Below are 19,233 nucleotides of genomic sequence, written 5' to 3'. Positions count from 1 at the left end.
TTAAAATCCAATGGGAAAAGGAGATGGTATCAATGGATTGGTTTGAGGGCAGCTATAAAGACTATAACTTCGAAATGTTCTCAATCAGTCATTGGGTGATCATTGCCATCTTACTTCTAGGATCCACTGCAATTTTTGTAAATCGGGGAAAATTTTTCGACAACAACAAATGGAGAAAAGTAGAGATTGGGGCAGCGGTCTCGTTAATTTTAATAGAACTGACCTATCATTTCTGGATGTATATTAACGGAGACTGGGACGTTAGTCACGCTATTCCATTAGAACTCTGCAGCATCAGCTTAATTTTGACTGTACTTTTGTTATTAACCAGGAAGAAAATCATATATGAAATTTTGTTGTTCACAGCCCTATTAGGAGCGTCACAGGCCATTTTCACACCAGCCTTAAACTTTGACTTCCCGCATTTTCGTTTCTTTCATTTCTTTTACACACATTTAATGGATATTTGGGTCGTGTTCTACTTTACATGGGCGAGGGGCTACCGGCCAACCATTTGGTCTGTCGTAAAGCTTTTTGTTTTCTTAAATGTGCTGATGCCAATCATCATGTGGATCAATAAACTTGTCGGCGGAAATTATATGTATTTAAGCCACAAACCGAAAACAGCAAGTTTATTAGATGTCTTGGGGCCATATCCATACTATATTTTATCGCTTGAAGGGATGTTAATCTCGCTAAGTCTTATCGTCTGGTTAATTTTCCGGGAAAAAGGAAACGGAAACACAAAAAAAATGAAGGAACTGCCAATTCGCTAAATTTCATTATTGACCTTTTTCGATGTTCGAATTATAATAATAAACGTTCCTTAATTTTTTTTATTTGTCCCGATAGCTCAGCAGGATAGAGCAACAGTTTCCTAAACTGTAGGTCGGAGGTTCGAATCCTCTTCGGGACGCTAAATACCCTGAAAACGTTGTTTTGACGCTATTTAACCGTACATTTATGTTGGTTAATACTTAGCGTAAAAACAGCGTTTTTTTGTTGTTTTTTTGCTGCACTGTATGACATGAAATTTTGTGGCTATTGGACAAGAAGCCACCCAGAGGGGCTACCCATAATTGGGACAGTCTCTTTTCTGTTTATAGGAGAAAAAACGGCAAGTACACAGGAATTTCCTATTATTCTGAATATAATGATGATGTTTTAAAAGAATATTTTCGAAAGGAAGTGACTCAATGTCTAAATTGTTCAATCATTTTAAAGTGTGGGCACTAGCTTTCACCATGTTGGCGGGGGTTTTCGGATTTACATCTGCTGCTGCAGCTCAAGGTCCAGCTGTTGTCATCAACAATTTTACATGCGGAGTACCAGAAGCGAATGGTAACATTATATTGACAACAGATAGCCATACGGTTATAACCAATGATGCAAACGGTAATACGATTTTAAAATGTTTCTATAAACAAGATCCGAACTCGAATCCACCTCAGGCGATTGTATCTAAAGGTTTCCTATGTGGCACATTCTTAGGTTTAACAACGGATTCAAAAGCCGTGATAACGCCAAGTGGAAATATTGTATTAACCTGTAAAATTACTCCTAATCCTACTCCTTAATCAGGATTATTAAGGAATAATCGAGGGGGTGTACATTTTCATCCCCTCATAATTATCCTATTTATTTATGGTAGTTCCTGGTATAGTGCCATCTGCCGCTTTCAATATCCGGAAAAATACCCCATTCAGGACGTACATACAAACACCCTTGCCGATGCAAGGGTGTTTTTGATTTGCTCTCTTTGTTTTTCTAAAACACTCAGTAGGTTCCCACCCCTGTGTAGCTTACCATCATTCCGAGCCCCTTCCCCGCTTTCCTTTAAGTAATAAAACTTAGAGCCTAGGCGGTCGATTTGCTCTTGGCTCATCCCGATTCCTTTGTCCAAATGAATCATCTGTACTTTAAGATTCGGTTATATCTTGCTTGCCTTTTAACTTATCTAATATTTTTATTAACCCAATAAACCCTCTAATTGTAAACAGCGTGAAATTAACACTGACAAATGTATGGAGAGGTGACCATTTTTTCCATTTAAATAAACCGGTGTTCTTTTCCATAATCCATTGTCCCACACTCATTGGTACACTAAAAATTAAACTTTTTAACAAAATTTTACCGAAATTATCATTATACGAGATCTTTACCCAGATCACACTTAAAATCGGGAAAAATAACATGTCATAAATAATATTCGTTTTAAAAATTTTTGGAAAAGGACGAACTGGATATTCAAGTTTTTGTTTTCCAACAACATAAGCATCAACTAGAGTAGCAATAACACCTTTTGAGAAAAAAATCAAAAGATTTTCTCTCATTTTTGGTCCCTTGAATAAAAATGGAAAAGAAGCAATACATACTGCTAGTAATAAGTTTAACAACTTTTTCTCCACCTATTAACATCCTCTCATTTTCTGTAATCGTGATAACCTTAAATTGCCCAAAACAAATCTTTAATACAGGTAGTTTTTAGAATTTTTTTAAAAGAAAACTAACAAAACGTTTCTATGGATTAGGTCGGCCTTGAACAATATGGGAATATAAATAGTGAGGATATTTTATTAACAAGAGTAAATCACCCCGTATGGTCTTTATGCATATACTTTGAAGAATTAAATTTTTAGTCCCAAAAACTCTGGAGGAATTAACATGAAACCTGTAGTTTATAGGTGCCCATTTTGTAATAACCATTTTTATGGTATTCCTTCCGGAGTCCCCGGAAGTTCAAAGAGAACCACATCAGGCCGCCAATTTCGGCGTTTGCTTACTCCGACTGACCATATCCTGATGTTAACCGACCATCAACCGCAAATGGTTTTTTCGGTCCAATCACATGATAGTGCACTCCTGCGCAATAATATTGCCGGATTGGCAAAAACCGCGAAATTATTCAGGATCCCTACTATATTGACATCAATAACCGCGGCAACTTTCAGCGGTAAAATTTTATCAGAAATCCAATCAGTCTTTCCTGACCAAATACCTATTGATCGAACAACGATGAATGCATGGGAGGATCCCAGAGTAGTAAGACAAATCAATGAATACAGGAAACGAAAAATAGTAATCGCCGGTCTTTGGACAGAGGTATGTTTACTCGAACCGGTTTTGAGCGCTATCTCTGACGGATATGAAGTGTATTTTGTCTCGGATGCCTCAGGTGGGGTGAGTAAAGAGACCCACGACATGGCCGTCATACGTATGACACAAGCTGGAGCAACCCCAATTACTTGGCTACAATATTTGCTAGAGTTACAACGTGATTGGGCTCATAAAGAAACCTACAATGGGACACTCGATATTGTTAGACAGCACGGAGGTGCTTACGGATTGGGAGTTATTTATGCTAACGAGATGTTTGGACTCATTACGTAAGAAAAGGGATTAGTGATTTTGCCGAAGACCATTATTAGTTTACAATTTTTAAAACTTTTGGATAAAATCAGAAAAACTAATCGGAGGTCCGATTAGTTTTTTATAATAAATTATTAATTTGCTTTTTTTACCCATTCTGCTATGGTAACAGTGCGTTTTGCCTGATGTTTCACGGTATCTTGAATGGCACGGACATCTTCAACCATCTTACCTGACTGATCTACTGTTACGCTGGTTCCCTACGGATTTCCATCGGCCCCGAAAATGACTTTATTTGTATATCCTTGTGTTGCAATAATGGCTCCCCAATGATGCATCGTCGTATATAATGATAATATTGTGGCTTCCTGACCACCGTGTGAATTTTGTGCAGAGCTCATTGCACTTACCACTTTGTTGATAAGTTTTCCATTAAACCAAAGACCACCTGTTGTATCTAAGAACTGTTTCATTTGAGATGGCATATTACCAAATCGGGTTGGTACACTAAAAATAATGGCATCTACCCGCTTTTTGCTGTATGCTGGTAACTTGAGTTTTTATATTTTTTAATCTTCAGGCCTTGGACCTTCATCCATCCCCGAATTTTCAACGGTCATTACTGGTCGCACCTCTAAATCTCCTTCCACACGGATTTGACAGGACAGGCGCAAATGATCATCAAAAATTCCCTTCTCATAAAATGCAACTTTCTCAACATTTGTTAAATCGCAATATTCACCGCCCAAAATTTCTACTCTGCAGGTTGTACATTTTGCCCTCCCACCACATTTGTGCAGTATTTTTACACCGTTGTCTTCTAATGCTAATACCAATTTTTTACCACGTTCAATATCAAAAGTTCCATGTCCCAAAACAGTGATTTTGGGCATTTTTGTACCTCCATATCTATAAATTTGTAATTAATGTTTATGCACATTAAATTCCTCAAGCAGCATTTTTTCTGTTTGAGGCATGGTTAGACCTAAATGCCAGCAGCCCATTCCAGCTAATCCATATTGACGAATAAGACGGAATTTAACAAGCAGGCTTCTTGGGTCCTCAAACCATACTTCATGTAGATTTCCTTTTTTGTCAACATAACGGAACCAGGGGGCAGCAGCATTTTCATCGTAATGAACTTGACTTTGGTATCCAGTATATAAATCAATGGCATGTTGGGTGGAATAAGCTGAACCTGATCGCTTATTCGTTCCGATAACCCAATCATAGGCATATTGAGGAATTCCAAGCATCAACTTGGATTTATCAACAACAGATACGGCATAATCAAGGGTTAATTTTACTTTGTCTATTGGAGCAATCGGACCTGAAGGACCTCCTGGCCAATGCCAATCATACGTCATCAAAAACATTCTATCTAAGTATTTCCCTAGTATTCGGTAATCATAGGCAGAAGAATAAGATGGGTTCTGATCCCCTTCTTTTGGCGGTACCGCCATCATAACTTCCATTCCTGCCGGATGTAGCTTGGCAGCTAATTCCTGAATAAACTGGTTAAGGTTTGCCCGATCTTTTGTCTTAACCTGTTCAAAGTCAATTACGACTCCTTTGTAATCATGGCTATCTAAAAGCGAGTAAATATTTTTGACAAATTTCTGTCTTAACCACGGCGTGCTTATTAACTTATGAGTTAGGTTCGGATCAAACCCCTTTTCACTTAAATTTGTAAGTGTTGCAAACGGAGGGAGGTTCTTATTCCATGCAATCTTATGAGCCTGGTTTTCGGGTGTTTCAATGATGTTTCCTTGTTCATCGGACCTATACTCAAACACGAAGATACTAGTAAGTGTACTTTTATAATTTTCCAACATCCAAGCATTAGAATTCTTATCTTTTGGAACAAAATAGGTGCCAGTCCAAATATTCATTTTTGGCGGACGAGGAATACTCAATTTCTGACCTGGAATAATTACACGGCTTTTTAGGCCATTTTGCCGCATTAATATTTCCTCACTAATAGCGTGTCGATTAGCAATTTCCCACACACTTTCACCGGGTTGAACGACATATGTCTCACCAGGTATTAATAAAGACTGTCCAAGCACAAGTTGAGTATTCTTTGCTAAACCATTTAGCTTAGCAAGATCGTCTTTGTTGATTTGGTATTTTCTTGAAATTTCGGAAAGGCTGTCACCAGATTTCACTTCATGAATTACTTGGGCATAAGTATAAATGGGAGTCATTAAAACCATGAAAACTGTTAAAAGGAAAAATAATATTTTTTTAGTCATAGGGAGCCTCCTGAATAAATTTATTTCAAGTATGTAACCTAACTACCCTACAAATTTAATGGGTTTAGTGGTATTAATTGGATATAGTTTTCCGTTAAGGGCAAATGAAATTCTACCCGTTTCTTCGGAAACAACCAATGCAAGCGCATCGCATTGTTCTGAAATTCCAAGAGCTGCTCGGTGCCGTGTCCCTAGTTTTTTTTCTTCTATTATAGTTGTGGTTAAAGGAAGAACATTTCCTGCCGAAATAAGTTGGTTTCCCCGAATTAAAACAGCCCCATCATGCAAAGGGTTGCCCGGATAAAAAATGGATTCTATTAATTTAGGCGTTACTAATGCTCCAATTGCTGTTCCTATTTGAATATTAGGCTCAACCAAATCACGACGTTCCACAACGATCAGTGCACCATGCCTATGTTTCGAAAGGTGCTGAACAGAGGTGGATAAATCTTTATAAGTGTCCGTAAAAGAGGATAAATAGCAATTCAAATAAAAAGAAGCAGCCATTGATTCAATTTCCATTAGATGTTCTTTAACATCTTCGAGACTTCCCAACAAACAATAATTTTCGTTACCAAGTACATTCAAGTTAGATTGGAGCATAAGAATTAGATGTTGAATTCCATCTTCTAAATGTTGTTTCATAGGTGAGAAGTCACAATTATTGCTGTCCATGAATGATCACTCCATATCCATATTTTGCTGTCGGACTATTGAACATTAAATTCTGTTAGCAATATCTCCTCTGTTTGCGGCATGGATGTTCCTAAATGCCAACAGCCCAATCCTCCTAATCTGTATTCTTTAACTAAATGGAATCGCAAGAAGACTGCGGGGATCTTCAAACCATACTTCATGTAACTTTGGTTTTTATCAACATTTCTAAACCAGGGAGAGGCGGCCGTATCATCATAAAAAATTTTGCTTTCGTGACTAATGTACCGGTCAATCGCACCTTGTGTAGAATAAGAAATCCCTGTCCACTTTTCACCTGTCCTACAACAAGATGTGCATCTTTTTTTAGCCATTTAATTTTGCAATAGTTTCTGGTTTAGTGTTGTATTGATTTGCTATTTGGGTTAAGGTATCTCCATATTTTGTTTCGTGAATGACTTGAGCATATGTTTGGATAGATTGAAAAAAAACAAAAATACATATTAAAAAAAGCGATGCAATTGTTTTAACCACTCTGAATTACCCCTTATTATTTTGCTATAAGGTAGTATTTGTTAGTTGTTTCATTTATATAATGAGGAAAGAAAAACCAATAATTTTATCATTTCCCAGCCCTTCTTCAGCAAAATCAATGGTTAGCTGTTTCATGCGTTGCTTCGTTAATGGATTAAAGACTAATTTAAAATGATTCACTTTTCGATTAAAGGTTCAATTATTATGTTACGTTATGTAATTGTAATAACTTTTTGTAATTAAGTTATCTATTTACATGTGTCAATTTTGTGAATTAACCAGGACAAAACCTTTGTTTTGGTAATTAAAATCCAGTAAATACTTTATTTTATTAACTGACTCTGTTATTATTAAATTATAGTTATTAAAAATAACCTAGGAACCATTAGGGGTGTTTATATATGGATACAGAAAATAAATTATGCAGCAAAGTTGAAGCGTGCTATCATATAATGGGAAAGAAATGGATGGGATTAATTGTCCATACACTAATGGCGGAACCGAAAAGATTTAGTGAAATCCATGCTTTTATACCCGATTTAAGTAAAAGAGTATTAAATGAACGAATGAAAGAGCTTGAGGACAATGGGATTGTGTTAAGAAATGTTATTGCAGACCGTCCTGTACGGACTGAATATTCGCTAACCAAAAAAGGTACAGAACTTGGACGATCGCTCAAAGCTTTAGAGGAATGGGCAGACAAATGGTTATAAAATAAAAATACCTCGATTTTAAATTTAGGAAAAACACACTTCAGTTTGAAGTGTGTTTTTTATTGTTAACTAGTAGTTCCCGTTTTAGTTCTAACTATAAAATTTGAGTTGATTTCTCGTTTCTTTCGCTAAATATAAAGCTTGATCAGCATGATCTATCAACATATCGCTGTTCGATCCATCCATAGGAAAAATAGAAATACCAACACTTGCTGTTGTTTTAATGAGTTGTCCCTTAATTTGGTAAGGCTGTTGAAGTGTTTTATATAGCCTAAAAGCAATCTTTTTAACACTTTGTAAATCCATATTGTCCTTCAACAGGATTAAAAACTCATCGCCGCCTATTCGACTAATAACACTATTTCCTCTTAAACTATTTATTAATCTATTAGCAAACTGTTTAAGAAGCTCATCTCCCATTTCATGACCGAGAGAATCATTTATTTCTTTGAATTTGTCCAAATCCATATACAATAAAGCAAGCTGCTCTCCCTTTTCACTTGCAGACTCAATGGATCGTTCCAGCAACTGAGTAAAGCTCCGCCTGTTCTTAAGTCCTGTCAGCGGATCGTGATAAGCCATATTTTCCAACTCTATTTCGTATATTTTTCTATCTGTGATATCCTTAAATAGAATTTGCATGACCGATTCGCCATTATAAACCATCGGGATTGCAGTGATCTCCACAAAAATTTCCTTTTTGTCAAACCGAACCAATCTTTCTACGATAGGAATTGGTTTTTCACCATCACTGTTTTTAATCATGTCAATTAACAGAAGCTCGATACTTTCTTTATTTTCCGCATCGAAAAACCCCCAAATCGATCGGCCGATAATATACTTCGTATTTTCTTGTCCTAAAAACTTAACTCCAGCTGGATTCGCAAAAACAATATGATGTTTATTTTGAACAATTATCGCCTCTGGTAAAAATTCAACAAGTTTTCGATAACAGACTTCACTTTCCTCTAGCTGCCGCTGTATTTCCATTTGTTCTGTAAAATCTTTATACATGCCCACAGCAAGAATTTCACCCTTGTTTATAGAGCGGTAGGTTGCTAATATATCTAGTATTTCCCCATCTTTACTCCTTCTTTTTATAAGACTATAATTAATATTTTCTCCTTCTCTTAATTTATTTAAAAATGCGTCATGCTGTTCTTTTGTCATGTTATGCAAAGCTGGGGGTGGAGTCAGCCCCCTTATTTCCTGTATTCCCCATCCTAATATATCTGTAAAAGTTGGATTTGCATGAAGAATAGCTCCATCTTGACCAATTAAAAAAATGGCATCATTAGTATTTTCCCAAATGAGTTCAAGTGCTTCTTCTCCAATTTTGGAATGATCTAATAACAGACCAGTCATTTCATTTCCCCATTTCTTCTATTCGTATCAATCCTATAGTTTCTCCATATTAGAAAAAAGAGCCAATCATTTCCTTTGATTAGCTCCCTTTATTTTATATTTATTCCGTTTATTGATTTGCTTTTTTTACCCATTCTGCCACTGTAACAGTACGCTTTGCTTGATGTTTTACAGCTGCTTGAACATCTTCAATCATTTTTCCATCTTGACCAACAGTAACACTTGTTCCATATGGGTTACCACCAGCTCCAAATGTTACTGGATCAGTATAACCAGGAGCAGCCACAATTGCACCCCAGTGATACATCGTTGTATATAGCGATAAAATAGTTGCCTCTTGACCGCCGTGAGCATTTTGTGCTGATGACATTGCGCTTACAACTTTATTTACAAGTTTTCCATTAAACCAAAGTCCACCTGTAGTATCTAGGAATTGTTTCATTTGTGATGGCATATTACCAAATCTAGTTGGTACGCTGAAAATAATTGCATCTGCCCATTCTAAGTCATCTAATTTAACCTCTGGGACATCTTTTGTTTTTTCAACTGTAGCTTTCCAAACCGGATTCCCCTCGATAGCGGATTGCGGAGCAAGTTCAGGTACTTTTAATACTTTTACTTCAGCACCTGCCTCTTTAGCACCTTCTTCTGCCCATCTTGCTAATTGATAGTTTGTTCCACCCATGCTGTAATAAATAACTGCTAGTTTAACATTTGTCATTTTTTCATTCTCCTTTTCTGATGAATTTCCAAATAATTTGGATAGAAAGCCCATATTGATACACCTCCTATTATTTCTTTTTTTAAATTTTACATTCTAAATTTTAGAAAGCATTTGTAGTCTCTTTTGAATCCTTGTTAAATATCAAGTGGCTTATTGCGAATAGCTTGCTTCCATTAATGATAAGATATACCGCAATAGCTAAGAATGCTAAGTCTAATTCATAACCAGCCATTTGACCATTTCCTAATAAGCCAATTGCTAGTTTTACTTTTAATGTTGCTCCAATCATTAATAATGCAAACAAAGCCGCAACTAGTCTTGTTGCCAATCCAACGATTAATAATATCCCTCCAATAATTTCAAGTAAAGCAACTCCATATGCCATTACCCCTGGTAAGCCAAGACTTTCAAACCAGGCTGCCGTATTTTCAATTCCACCTTGAAATTTAACAACTCCATGAATAAAAAATATTACTCCTAATGTAACGCGTAATATAAGTGCCCCAATTTCATTTTTTAACATCTTCGTAAATCCTCCGGTTTGTTATTTTATTTAGTAATAAAATGATCTTGCCCCTTATTGAATATATGTTTCATTAATTATCCCCCTCCAGAACTCGAACCACTACAGGCGGTAAGGTTTCTTCTAATTCTTCCCTTTTTGACTCTAGCCAAGATGGCAGCATAAGTTTCTGGCCGAGTTTCGCAACTGGTTCATCGACTGAAAAACCGGGCGGGTCAGTTGCTATTTCGAAGAGGATTCCTCCCTGTTCATGAAAATAAATTGCCTTAAAGTAATTCCGATCGAGAATTTCTGTCGGATGATAACCATTTTCCTCAAGAAGCGACTTCCATCTGCGATGATCTTCTTCATTCTTTGCTCTCCAAGCAATATGGTGAACCGTGCCTGCCCCCATTAATCCTCGGACAGATGGGGTAAGCTGAATATCAATCGTATTTCCAAGATGTCCTTCAGCCTTAAATCTTAGATAATCTCCATCTTGTCCGATACATTCTAATCCCATCACATTTTCTAGTACATCTGTTGTTTTATGCGGTTGAGCAGAGTTAAGGATAGCTCCGCTAAACCCTTTTATGGCATTATCTGCTTGAACCCCACCAAAGCTCCACTGGTTAGTTGGTCCCTCATCACTTTCGACAAGTTCAAGCAGCAAACCGTCTGGGTCGTTAAATCGGAGATACTTTTCTCCGAAGCGAATGGAAGAAGTAGATTCAATATTGAATTTTTCAAATCGCTTTTTCCAAAATGGAAGCGAGCCCTTTGGGATGATGTAACTCGTTACTCCTACCTGTCCGGTTCCAATTCGCCCTTTTAGCTGTTTTTCCCAGGGGAAAAAGGTAATGACTGTTCCCGGGTTGCCCGTTTCATTTCCAAAGTAAAGGTGATACACCTCAGGACGATCAAAGTTGATTGTTTTCTTAATCAGCCTTAATCCTAGTACACCTGCATAAAAGTCGATATTCCTTTGGGCATCATTTACCATCGCAGAAATATGGTGGATACCTGACGTTTTCTGCATTGTAAGAATCTCCTCGTTTCACCATAGGATTTTTTTGAAGATTTATTTCGGTCTTTCAATGGAAAAGAGAAACACTCCTTTTAAAATTATTGTGTTTATTATTTAATGAAATTATTGACCTCATTTTTAATCAAAGATTCTCTAATTCGAGATATTTTAGAATAAAAAAAATATCTAATTGAAAATCGACATTAATGAACTTCCTCTTGAAAGCTATCGATTTTATCTAGCAGGAATACTCTCATATTACGCGGCAAGAAACTCCGTATTTCTTCTTCATTAAATCCCACTTGTAATTTTTTTTCATCAAGGATTAATGGTCTTCTTAATAACCCAGGATTTTCTTTAATAATATTAAATAATTCTCGAAGTGATAAAGAATCCATATTTACATTCAACTTCTGGAAAGCTTTTGAATTTGTCGAGATAATTTCGTCTGTTCCTTCCTCTGTAAACTGAAGGATGTTCTTAATCTCTTCTATTGTAAGCTTTTCAGAAGAAATGTTTCTTTCCTTAAATGGAATTTGATGATCCTCAAACCAAGCTCTCGCTTTTCGACATGAGGTACAACTTGGTGTTAGAAATAAAGTTACCATTTTAAACACTCTCTCCTTATCAAGTTAAATCAATTATTTATTGATTCTCAATTATCTCGAATTTAATTATCTTTAATTAAGGATATTTTTATTATATTTCTTCTTCCCTATTTGTCAACACTATTATTATAAAAAATTATTAATTGACACTCCTAATAAAATCTCATGCAACTTATATTGATTTATTTCCCTTTGTTTACTATAATGTAATTAGGTTACTTAAAGTAAACATGTTACTTTTTATATAAAATTTAGAAGTGAGGTAGTAAAATATGAATATGTTAGAATCAAAAGTAATTCAAACGAGATTTGAAAAAGAAATTTTTATAGATGAAAAATCAAACATTGAAATTAACGGGTTTCGTTCTCTTGATAAGAACACACCTTTTTATGAATTTATGATTGGCCTTGATCTAATGCGGATTAGGGATAATAAGTATTATGGAAATAAAAAAAGCTATGCTCGTATAAGAATTTCGGAGGATTTACAATCTCTTTTCGTTCTAGAACCCGATATTCAAAGTATCTTTGCCATCAAAAATCAACAAGAAAAAGAAGCAGCAATGGAATTAATTCAATATTTATTAATTGATTCACAAATTTTTAAACAAGTAATAGCAGATATGATAGGTAACCTAAGAAAAACAAATGTAGTTAGCAGCTTGGAAATCAAGGAATTAAAAGTTAAACTGGCTGTACTAGAAGGATTATTAAATGTAACTGAGGAAAATATTCAATTCACAATTAGAATGGAAAATATCGCCTAATTATTTCACAAAGGAGAAAAGCCTCCATCATAATTGGCTTTTCTCCTTGTGTATTTGTAATGTTTCATACTTCACGAAAAAGCAACCTTAATTAAGACAAGGTTGCTTCATTTATTATTATTTAGAAATGCGTTTTTGTAATTGTTCTCTTTCTGCTTCATATCCTGGTTTTCCTAGAAGTGCGAACATGTTCTTCTTGTATGCCTCTACACCCGGCTGGTCAAAAGGATTTACTCCCATTAACAAGCCGCTGATTCCACATGCTTTCTCAAAGAAATACACCATTTCACCGAAGGTATATTCATTTAATTGATCTAGCTCTACAGATAGGTTAGGAACTCCTCCGTCCACATGAGCTAGAACCGTCCCCTGTGCTGCATTCTTATTTACATAGTCCATTGTCTTCCCAGCTAAATAATTTAATCCATCAAGATCTGCCTCTTCCTTCCCTAAAGTAATGTCAACTTTAGGTTCTTTTACAGATACCACGGTTTCAATAAGGTCACGGCGACCTTCTTGGACATATTGTCCCATGGAGTGAAGATCGGTGGTGAAATCGACAGAAGCAGGATAAAGACCTTTTTGGTCCTTTCCTTCACTCTCTCCAAATAGCTGTTTCCACCATTCAGAAACATAATGAAGGGCAGGTTCGAAGTTCACCAAAAGTTCGATTGATTTTCCTTTTCGGTAAAGGGCATTTCTGACTGCCGCATACTGATAACTTTGGTTTTCTGCCAAGTTTGGGTTATTATACTTATCCGCAGCAGCTGCAGCCCCCGCCATCATTTTATTAATATCTAAGCCAGCGGTTGCGATTGGCAATAAACCTACGGCTGTTAACACAGAGTATCTGCCGCCAACATCATCAGGAATGACAAAGGTTTCATATCCTTCTTCATCGGCAAGTGTTTTTAAAGCGCCTTTAGCACGATCGGTTGTTGCATAAATACGTTTTTTTGCTTCTTCTTTTCCATACTTTTTCTCCAAATATTCTCGGAAAATACGAAACGCAATAGCAGGCTCTGTTGTTGTACCTGATTTTGAAATCACATTAACGGAAATATCCTTGTCCTTAAGCACATCAAATAAGTGGGTTAGATAAGTAGCACTGATATTTTGTCCTGCAAAATAAATCTCAGTTGTGCCATCCATTTGATTATGAAACGTATGAGACAATGCTTCAATGGCAGCTCTTGCACCAAGATAAGAGCCTCCAATTCCGATGACAATTAAAGCATCAGAATTACTGCGGATTCTTTCTGCCGCTGCTTTGATACGCGCAAATTCTTCTTTATCATAGTTATGGGGTAAGTCTACCCATCCAAGATAATCAGATCCCGGTCCTTTTTTTTCATGGAGCATCTCATGTGCAGTTTTTACAAATTCACTTAAATAGTCCACTTCATGCTGCTGCATGAAAGATAATGTATTTGAATAATCAAAAGTAATTGACATACGTTTGTTCTCCTCACCGTTTGTTTGGTTATGTAAGGGCGTTAATTCTCCTCTGACTAACGCCCTTAACTTTTAAATTCTTTTATACTGTCTTCCAGTCAGCAGCAAATTTTTCAAGTCCTTGATCGGTCAACGGATGTTTTGACAATTGCTCAATGACCTTGAATGGAATCGTTGCAATATGCGCTCCTGCCATCGCTACACGGGTAACATGGTCTGGATGACGCACGGATGCAGCAATGATTTGCGCATCTAGATTTTGAATTCGGAACATCTCAGCAATTTTTGCAACAAGTTGTACACCATCTTCATTAATATCATCTAAACGTCCTAAGAATGGTGAAACATAAGTAGCACCTGCACGTGCTGCCAACAATGCCTGGTTCACACTAAAAATCAAAGTAACGTTCGTTTTAACACCTTTTTTAGTTAAATAGCGGCAAGCCTCTAGTCCATCAAGGGTCATTGGAAGCTTGATGGTAATATTCTTATCGCCGCCGTTAATTTTAATAAGCTCGTCTGCTTCTGCAATCATTTGGTCAGCAGTTAAAGCATTAGGTGTTACCTCGGCTGAAACGGACTCCACCTCTGGAACGGCATTTAGGATTTCAGCAATTCGGTCTTCAAATTTAACTCCTTCTTTTGCTACCAATGAGGGGTTGGTTGTAACACCTGATAGAACTCCAATTTTATAAGCCTTTTTAATCTCATCTAAGTTTGCAGTATCAATAAAAAATTTCATTATTGTTTTCCTCCTATTGTTAAAGATTCGGTTATTTTAATTTTTTACGACAGCGTGTCCGCCAAATTCATTTCTTAATGCGGCTACAACTTTACCTGTAAACGTATCATTATCTAAAGATCGGTAACGCATTAATAATGACATTGCAATAACTGGCGTAGCCGTTTGTAAATCTAAAGCTGTTTCCACAGTCCATTTTCCCTCACCTGAGGAATGCATGATCCCTTTAATTTCATCTAATTTTGCATCTTTTGAAAAGGCATTCTCAGTCAATTCCATTAACCATGAACGAATAACAGAACCATTATTCCAAACTCTGGCGACCTTTTCATAATCGAAATCGAAATCGCTTTTCTCCAGCACTTCAAAGCCTTCGCCTATTGCAGCCATCATCGCATACTCGATACCATTATGGACCATTTTTAAGAAGTGACCGCTGCCAGCTTTTCCGGCATATAAGAAGCCATTTTCCACTGCTGTATCCTTGAAAAGGGGTTCCACTATCTCCCAAGCATCTGGGTCGCCTCCTATCATATAACAAGCTCCATTTCGGGCCCCTTCCATACCGCCAGAAGTACCGGCATCCATATATCTTACGCCTATTTCCTTTAATTCATTGTAGCGTTGAATTGATTCTTTATAGTGAGAATTACCGGCTTCAACGACAATATCGCCTTTTTCCAAATAGGGTAAGATCTCACCAATAACTATATCAACCACTGCGTGAGGAACCATTATCCAGACAATTCTTGGATGTTCCAAGGTCTGGATAAGTTCTTTATAACTTGATACACCAGTTGCTCCATATTTCTTCATATTTTCTACTGCACTTGGATTAACATCAAATGCTACCACTTCGTGATGGTGATCCATTAAATTTTGCCCTAAGTTTAGTCCCATTTTTCCTAAACCAATAAGTCCTACCTTCATTATGTTCCCCTCCAATGTTGGAAAATAATTTTTCCATTTCTTTAATGGTTCACTCAAGAATGTTTTAAGACACTTTTCGCAATACTTACAACATTTTCAGGAGTAAATCCAAATTGCTTCATGACAGCTGCTCCATCACCTGAGGCACCAAATGTCTCTATGGAAAGAATTTTCCCTTCAAAGCCAACAAACCTCTCCCACCCAAGGGAAATCCCCATTTCTAGGGCAATTCGTTTAGAATTTGAAGAAGGGAGAACCTTTTCTTTATATTCCTTTGATTGATGACTAAACAATTCCCAGCTTGGCATTGCAACAACCCGCACAGAGATATTATCCTTTTCAAGTTCTGTTTTTGCGTTTACAGCCAAGGATACTTCGGAACCGGTAGCAATTAAAATAACATCTGGTGTGGCATTTGTTTCTTCTAATACATAAGCTCCCCTAGAAAGCTTCTCTAGATTTGCTTTTGTTTCATTAAACACCGGTAAATTTTGTCGGCTTAGGATTAATGCAACAGGTCCTTCTGTTTGCTGAAGAGCATATGCCCATGCACTAGCTGTTTCGTTTGCATCTGTTGGTCGAATAACCGTTAACCCTGGTATGGAACGAAGTGCTGCCAGATGTTCAACCGGTTCATGTGTAGGGCCATCTTCACCTACAGCAATCGAATCATGCGTAAATACATAAATCACAGGAAGCTTTGATAGTGCCGCCAAACGGATAGACGGACGAAGATAATCATTAAATACAAAGAATGTACTTACAAAAGGTTTCACTCCCCCGTGATAAGCCATCCCATTCGCTGCTGCACCCATTGCATGTTCACGGACTCCAAAGTAAACATTACGTGCACCATACGATTCAACTGCGTACATTTGTTCACCTTTGATTTCAGTCATGGTGGAATGGGAAAGGTCTGCACTTCCACCAAATATGGCTGGAACAGATTTCACATAATGGTTAATGGCTTCGCCGCTGGCAACCCTTGTGGAAATACTTTTCCCAGATTCAAATGTTAATAAATCTTTTGTATCGATGAGAACTTTTCCATCAATAGCTTTGGTTAATTGATCAGCTAGCTCAGGGTAGGCTTGCTTATATGCATCGAATTGCTGAATCCAAGTTTGTTCAGCATCAATCCCTTTACGCTTTAATTGCGCAAAGTGCTCTTTTACTTCCTCTGGAACATAGAAATCTTCTTCATAGAGCCAGTCATAGGCTTGTTTTGTTGCTTTTCCTTCTTCCGCTCCAAGTGGTGCACCGTGTGCTTTATTGGTACCAGCTACCTTTGGACTGCCATAGCCAATTATCGTTCTGATTTCAATCAAACTTGGCTGATCTATATGATGTTTCGCTGCTTCAATCGCATTCGAAATAGCTTCAAAATCATTTCCATCATCCACTCTGAGATAGTGCCAGTTGGCTGATTCTGCTCTTTTCTCAATGTTTTCAGAGAACGAAGCGTTTAATTCACCATCCAGTGAAATATCATTTGAATCGTATAGCACGACCAACTTCCCAAGTTTCATGTGACCCGCCATTGACATAGCTTCATAGGAAATACCTTCCATTAGGTCGCCATCTCCGACTAACGCATAGGTGTAATGATCAATAATCGGATGACCTTCTTTATTAAACTTCGCTGCTAAATGTGCTTCTGCCATCGCCATCCCAACAGCGTTCGCAATACCTTGACCTAATGGTCCTGTAGTCGCTTCTACACCAGCAGTATGACCGAATTCAGGATGCCCCGGCGTTCTGCTATTTAACTTTCTAAAGTTTTTCAAATCATCAATGGTGACATTATAGCCAGCTAAATGAAGCATGCTATACAGCAAACTGGATCCATGTCCCGCAGATAAAACAAATCGGTCACGGTTGAACCATTTCGGGTTTTCAGGGTTATGATGAAGATGCTTCGCCCATAATGCATACGTCATTGGCGCCGCCCCCATTGGTAGACCGGGATGACCAGAATTCGCAGCGTTGATAGCATCGATAGATAATGTTCTGATGGTAGTAACTGCTAAGTTCTCGATGTTTTGTGTCATTTTAATAAACCTCCTGGATACTTATTTCTGAAGTACTTTCTCTCTATTTTCTTCAACTTTTTCATCTAGCCACCATTTAAACCCATTTTCTAACAAGAGGGTATTTGCAGCATCCGGACCATAAGTACCTGATGAATATTCATGTAGTGGGAGTAGATTTTCCTCGAATGCATCAAGAATTGGTTGAACCCATTCCCACGACAATTCTACTTCTTTCCAATGGGCAAAGAAGGTGGAATTTCCGATTAAAGCATCATAAATCAGCCTTTCATAAGCCTCAGGTACTCCTAAGCCATTGCGTGATGAATCCTCACAAGAAAAATTAATTCTGACAGGTTCGATTTTTCCATTATTCATCGGATTTTTACTGTTTAATTGTAGTGAGACATTTTCGCCTGGGCTAATTTCGATGATTAATAAATTAGGTTCGACTTTTTGGTTATCGTTTATATAGTGTAAATCTAATGAATTTTTAAATTCGATTACGATACGAGTAGATTTTTCCTTCATTCTCTTTCCTGTTCGAATATAAAAAGGAACACCAGACCAAAACGGATTATCGATCCAAATTCGAGCAGCTACAAATGTATCAGTGTTGGAAGAAGGGTCCACTCCAGGTTCATCCTTATACCCTGGAACTTTTTGACCATTAATCTCACCAGAAAGGTACTGACCACGAACGATTTGGGTTTGAACATCTTCTTTTGTTACTGGCCTGAGAGCCTCCATTACCTTCCTTTTTTCATTCCTGATTTCAGAAGCATTGATTTTTTTGGGGAGATTCATGGCCGTCATCATCAGCATTTGCAGCATGTGGTTTTGAACCATATCCCGTATGGCTCCTGCTTGATCGTAATAACCTGCTCTTGTCTCAACCCCTACCGTTTCACTCGCAGTAATTTGAACGTTTGCGATATGTTCTCTATTCCATATTGATTGTAAGACTGGATTTGCAAATTCTAATGCCTCTAAATTCTGAACCATTGGCTTACCCAAGTAGTGGTCAATTCGGAATATCTCTTCTTCTTCAAATGCAGAACTTAATTTTTTATTTAGTTGACGGGCAGTTTGAAGATCACGCCCAAATGGTTTTTCAATCATCAAACGTTTCCAACCATTCGTTGCTCCCAAGCCACTATCTCTGATATTCAAAGCAATAATGTCAAAAAATTTTGGTGCAACAGAAAGATAGAACATTCGATTTTCTTTTATTTGCAATTCCGCTTCTCTTTGCTTAACCAACTGATGTAATTTTTGATAATCTTCTGTATTGTTAACGTCTAAAGTGTTATATCGAAAAGCATCTAGAAAATCTCCCATTTCGCCAGCGTCATGTTCCAAACGGCGTGAAAAGGTTAATATAGATTCTTTTACTTTTTCTTGAAAATCATTATGAGTGAGGGTACCTCTTCCAAGTCCAATAATAGATATTGGTTGTGGTAATTTTTGATCTAAATACAAATTATAAAGGGCGGGGAAAATTTTTCGCTTCGCTAAATCCCCTGTTGCCCCAAATAAGACAAAGGTCATTGATTCC

The 19,233-nt window shown here is 37.2% G+C and carries 20 protein-coding genes, 1 tRNA gene and 1 pseudogene; 6 read left to right on the top strand and 16 right to left on the bottom strand.

Going from position 1 to position 19,233, the window contains the following annotated elements; genetic code table 11:
• Positions 1–32: 32 nt before the first annotated feature.
• From V5M37_RS10060 to V5M37_RS10050, 3 genes are all read left to right on the top strand, one after another.
• On the top strand, positions 33–776 hold the full coding sequence (locus tag V5M37_RS10060) for a TIGR02206 family membrane protein (RefSeq protein WP_423801791.1): 744 nt from the start codon (positions 33–35) through the stop codon (positions 774–776).
• Between the two features lie 66 nt (positions 777–842).
• Positions 843–916: transfer RNA gene (locus V5M37_RS10055), tRNA-Arg, on the top strand.
• Between the two features lie 280 nt (positions 917–1,196).
• Entirely contained in the window at positions 1,197–1,577 is a 381-nt protein-coding gene (locus V5M37_RS10050; RefSeq protein ID WP_423801790.1) for a hypothetical protein, read from the top strand.
• 342 nt (positions 1,578–1,919) lie between these two features.
• On the opposite strand, the gene V5M37_RS10045 is transcribed toward V5M37_RS10050, so the two are convergent.
• A complete protein-coding gene (locus tag V5M37_RS10045; RefSeq protein WP_423801789.1) occupies positions 1,920–2,408 on the bottom strand; it encodes a CBO0543 family protein in 489 nt (162 codons plus the stop codon).
• 394 nt (positions 2,409–2,802) lie between these two features.
• Between V5M37_RS10045 and V5M37_RS10040 the strand changes: the two genes are divergently transcribed.
• Positions 2,803–3,390, top strand: a complete 588-nt coding sequence (locus tag V5M37_RS10040) for a hydrolase (RefSeq protein WP_241113833.1) — start codon at positions 2,803–2,805, stop codon at positions 3,388–3,390.
• A gap of 113 nt (positions 3,391–3,503) precedes the next feature.
• On the opposite strand, the pseudogene V5M37_RS10035 reads toward V5M37_RS10040, so the two are convergent.
• The 5 genes and pseudogenes from V5M37_RS10035 to V5M37_RS10015 form a co-directional block, all read right to left on the bottom strand.
• Positions 3,504–3,893, bottom strand: a pseudogene (locus V5M37_RS10035) (NAD(P)H-dependent oxidoreductase); the annotation flags it as partial.
• A 45-nt stretch (positions 3,894–3,938) separates the two neighbouring features.
• On the bottom strand, positions 3,939–4,262 hold the full coding sequence (locus V5M37_RS10030; protein WP_213140687.1) for a 2Fe-2S iron-sulfur cluster-binding protein: 324 nt from the start codon (positions 4,260–4,262) through the stop codon (positions 3,939–3,941).
• 30 nt (positions 4,263–4,292) lie between these two features.
• Positions 4,293–5,624 (bottom strand): glycosyl hydrolase family 18 protein, encoded by a 1,332-nt coding sequence (locus V5M37_RS10025; RefSeq protein WP_423801788.1) that lies wholly within the window; start codon positions 5,622–5,624, stop codon positions 4,293–4,295.
• Between the two features lie 42 nt (positions 5,625–5,666).
• Complete coding sequence (gene cdaS / locus V5M37_RS10020) at positions 5,667–6,299, bottom strand: sporulation-specific diadenylate cyclase CdaS (RefSeq protein WP_423801787.1); 633 nt, start codon at positions 6,297–6,299, stop codon at positions 5,667–5,669.
• 345 nt (positions 6,300–6,644) lie between these two features.
• A complete protein-coding gene (locus tag V5M37_RS10015) occupies positions 6,645–6,812 on the bottom strand; it encodes a LysM peptidoglycan-binding domain-containing protein (protein WP_423801786.1) in 168 nt (55 codons plus the stop codon).
• A 401-nt stretch (positions 6,813–7,213) separates the two neighbouring features.
• On the opposite strand from V5M37_RS10015, the gene V5M37_RS10010 reads away from it, so the two are divergent.
• Positions 7,214–7,525: a winged helix-turn-helix transcriptional regulator gene (locus V5M37_RS10010; RefSeq protein ID WP_423801785.1), complete on the top strand. Its 312-nt coding sequence runs from the start codon at positions 7,214–7,216 to the stop codon at positions 7,523–7,525.
• Between the two features lie 90 nt (positions 7,526–7,615).
• Here the strand turns inward: V5M37_RS10010 and V5M37_RS10005 are convergent, their stop codons facing one another.
• The 5 genes from V5M37_RS10005 to spxA form a co-directional block, all read right to left on the bottom strand.
• Positions 7,616–8,890, bottom strand: coding sequence for a diguanylate cyclase domain-containing protein (locus V5M37_RS10005; RefSeq protein ID WP_423801784.1), 1,275 nt, complete (start codon positions 8,888–8,890; stop codon positions 7,616–7,618).
• 109 nt (positions 8,891–8,999) lie between these two features.
• Complete coding sequence (wrbA, locus tag V5M37_RS10000; RefSeq protein WP_213140691.1) at positions 9,000–9,665, bottom strand: NAD(P)H:quinone oxidoreductase; 666 nt, start codon at positions 9,663–9,665, stop codon at positions 9,000–9,002.
• Positions 9,666–9,714: 49 nt separating this feature from the next.
• Complete coding sequence (locus tag V5M37_RS09995) at positions 9,715–10,137, bottom strand: DoxX family protein (protein ID WP_423801783.1); 423 nt, start codon at positions 10,135–10,137, stop codon at positions 9,715–9,717.
• Positions 10,138–10,210: 73 nt separating this feature from the next.
• Complete coding sequence (locus V5M37_RS09990; protein WP_423801782.1) at positions 10,211–11,155, bottom strand: ring-cleaving dioxygenase; 945 nt, start codon at positions 11,153–11,155, stop codon at positions 10,211–10,213.
• Positions 11,156–11,346: 191 nt separating this feature from the next.
• Positions 11,347–11,751, bottom strand: coding sequence for a transcriptional regulator SpxA (gene spxA / locus V5M37_RS09985; protein WP_423801781.1), 405 nt, complete (start codon positions 11,749–11,751; stop codon positions 11,347–11,349).
• Between the two features lie 272 nt (positions 11,752–12,023).
• On the opposite strand from spxA, the gene V5M37_RS09980 reads away from it, so the two are divergent.
• Entirely contained in the window at positions 12,024–12,518 is a 495-nt protein-coding gene (locus V5M37_RS09980) for a hypothetical protein (RefSeq protein WP_423801780.1), read from the top strand.
• A 117-nt stretch (positions 12,519–12,635) separates the two neighbouring features.
• On the opposite strand, the gene V5M37_RS09975 is transcribed toward V5M37_RS09980, so the two are convergent.
• The 5 genes from V5M37_RS09975 to zwf form a co-directional block, all read right to left on the bottom strand.
• Positions 12,636–13,973 (bottom strand): glucose-6-phosphate isomerase, encoded by a 1,338-nt coding sequence (locus V5M37_RS09975; RefSeq protein ID WP_423801779.1) that lies wholly within the window; start codon positions 13,971–13,973, stop codon positions 12,636–12,638.
• A gap of 82 nt (positions 13,974–14,055) precedes the next feature.
• A complete protein-coding gene (gene fsa / locus V5M37_RS09970) occupies positions 14,056–14,715 on the bottom strand; it encodes a fructose-6-phosphate aldolase (protein ID WP_213140697.1) in 660 nt (219 codons plus the stop codon).
• 36 nt (positions 14,716–14,751) lie between these two features.
• Complete coding sequence (gnd, locus tag V5M37_RS09965) at positions 14,752–15,645, bottom strand: phosphogluconate dehydrogenase (NAD(+)-dependent, decarboxylating) (protein ID WP_423801778.1); 894 nt, start codon at positions 15,643–15,645, stop codon at positions 14,752–14,754.
• A 53-nt stretch (positions 15,646–15,698) separates the two neighbouring features.
• Positions 15,699–17,696, bottom strand: coding sequence for a transketolase (gene tkt, locus V5M37_RS09960; protein ID WP_423801777.1), 1,998 nt, complete (start codon positions 17,694–17,696; stop codon positions 15,699–15,701).
• Between the two features lie 21 nt (positions 17,697–17,717).
• Complete coding sequence (zwf, locus tag V5M37_RS09955) at positions 17,718–19,226, bottom strand: glucose-6-phosphate dehydrogenase (protein ID WP_423802597.1); 1,509 nt, start codon at positions 19,224–19,226, stop codon at positions 17,718–17,720.
• Between the last annotated feature and the right edge of the window lie 7 nt (positions 19,227–19,233).

This window comes from Neobacillus sp. SAB-20_R2A (assembly GCF_049568635.1).
Taxonomy (GTDB): Bacteria; Bacillota; Bacilli; order Bacillales; family Cytobacillaceae; genus Neobacillus; species Neobacillus citreus.
Note: the sequence above shows the minus strand (reverse complement) of the source record. Positions and strands in the feature narration are given on the sequence as shown.